General features: G+C 65.6%; 1 pseudogene. It reads left to right on the top strand.

The window, feature by feature from the left end:
* Positions 1 to 408 precede the first annotated feature (408 nt).
* A pseudogene (locus DBR34_RS18340) lies at positions 409 to 1,101 on the top strand (lamin tail domain-containing protein); the annotation flags it as partial.

The following is a 1,101-nucleotide window of genomic DNA, read 5'->3' as shown; positions in this document are numbered from 1 at the left end:
CGGAAGAGCAGAGCCAAGAGCCTTTGCCGCCAGGCCTGGCTGGGCATTGCACCCGCTCTCCCCAGGCCCCCAGCCAAGTGTCTGGGGTGGGGGTGTGAGGGTTCACGGGACCCTCCACCGCATGGATGCGGTGGCGGAGCTTACAGGGACGTACTTGCAGCGTGTCCCGTGAACCCTCACACCCCCGCCCAGCCTGCAGAACCGGCCAACCAGGGCTCTGGCTTCAAGGCTCTGGCTCTGGCTCTGGCTCCGGCTTTTGCCCTGGCTCTTCAGCTTCTAAAAAAAAGAACCCCCCGCCAATTCCTTGACGCACGTCCCACTGCGGAAGGCCGATCCCGACATATCGATAGATGTGTCATCTGGATTGATTAGATTCGGCCAGCAATAACCAATCACAAGGAGACGTAGATGAGGTTGCTCACACCGCTGTCCCTGGGGTGCCTGCTCGCATTGGCCGCCAACGCCGCCCAGGCAGACGTATTCATCAATGAACTGCATTACGACGACAACACGCCCGCCGGCGACGTCGGCGAAGCCATCGAAGTCGTCGCCACCGGCGGAGAAGACCTCAGCACCTACCGCCTATACCTCTACAACGGCAGCAACCCGTCCGCGGCCACCGTCTACGCCAACAACCCGGTCCCCGCCGGCGCTGCCGCCGGGTGCGGCAAGGCCACCCTTGCCACCGTCACCTACCCCACCAATGGCCTCCAGAACGGCGCCAACGACGGCATCGCCCTCGTCGACGCCAGCGGCAAGGTCGTCCAGTTCATCAGCTACGAAGGCACCATCACCGCCAGCGGCGGCCCCGCCGCCGGACTGACCAGCCAGAACATCCCCGTCAGCGAAAGCAACAGCACCGCCCCCGGCACCTCCCTCCAGCTCACCGGCAGCGGCAGCCAGTACGCCCACTTCACCTGGGCCGAATCGGCCAAACAGACCTTCGGTGCCTGCAACAACGGCCAGACCTTCAGCGGCAGCGGCGGCACCGGTCCCAACACCCCGCCGTCGGTGCGCACCACCACCCCCGAACAGGGCGCCAGCACCTTCCCCGCCGCCGCCGACCTCCGCGTCACCTTCAGCGAAACCGTCACCCTGGCC

This window comes from Stenotrophomonas sp. HMWF003, assembly GCF_003061285.1.
Classification (GTDB): Bacteria; Pseudomonadota; Gammaproteobacteria; order Xanthomonadales; family Xanthomonadaceae; genus Stenotrophomonas; species Stenotrophomonas maltophilia_AP.
This window is presented reverse-complemented; position numbering and strand designations above follow the sequence as displayed.